1 protein-coding gene is annotated in these 313 nt (G+C 47.6%); it reads left to right on the plus strand.

The genetic code is table 11. From position 1 onward, the window contains the following. The coding region (locus MD535_RS25955) for a hypothetical protein (RefSeq protein WP_265678147.1) at positions 1 to 200 on the plus strand (200 nt) is incomplete at its 5' end. Positions 201 to 313 lie beyond the last annotated feature (113 nt).

The following is a 313-nucleotide window of genomic DNA, read 5'->3' on the forward strand; positions in this document are numbered from 1 at the left end:
GGTTATGTATCGCCAAAGAAGACGGCCTGCATGTCACGGTCAATGTCGAGTTTTCGCATCCAGCGCGTCTTATCTGGTGTTACGAACCGACACCAAACACCATTGTGCCAAAACGCTATTTAACCAACAGCGGCCACATAAGCACGAGTCAAATAGGTATGCTTGATGAAAAACCAAACTCAACACCTTGGGGAAAGTAAATGAATCGCGGCTCTAGAGGAATATTCACAACCAAAGCGCAACCTTTTTCAAAATGGTGGGCGCAATTTCGAGCAGAAGTGATCGTCGTCCCGATGAAAGACCCGCTCGAACC

The sequence above is a fragment of the Vibrio qingdaonensis genome (assembly GCF_026191675.1).
Taxonomy (GTDB): Bacteria; Pseudomonadota; Gammaproteobacteria; order Enterobacterales; family Vibrionaceae; genus Vibrio; species Vibrio qingdaonensis.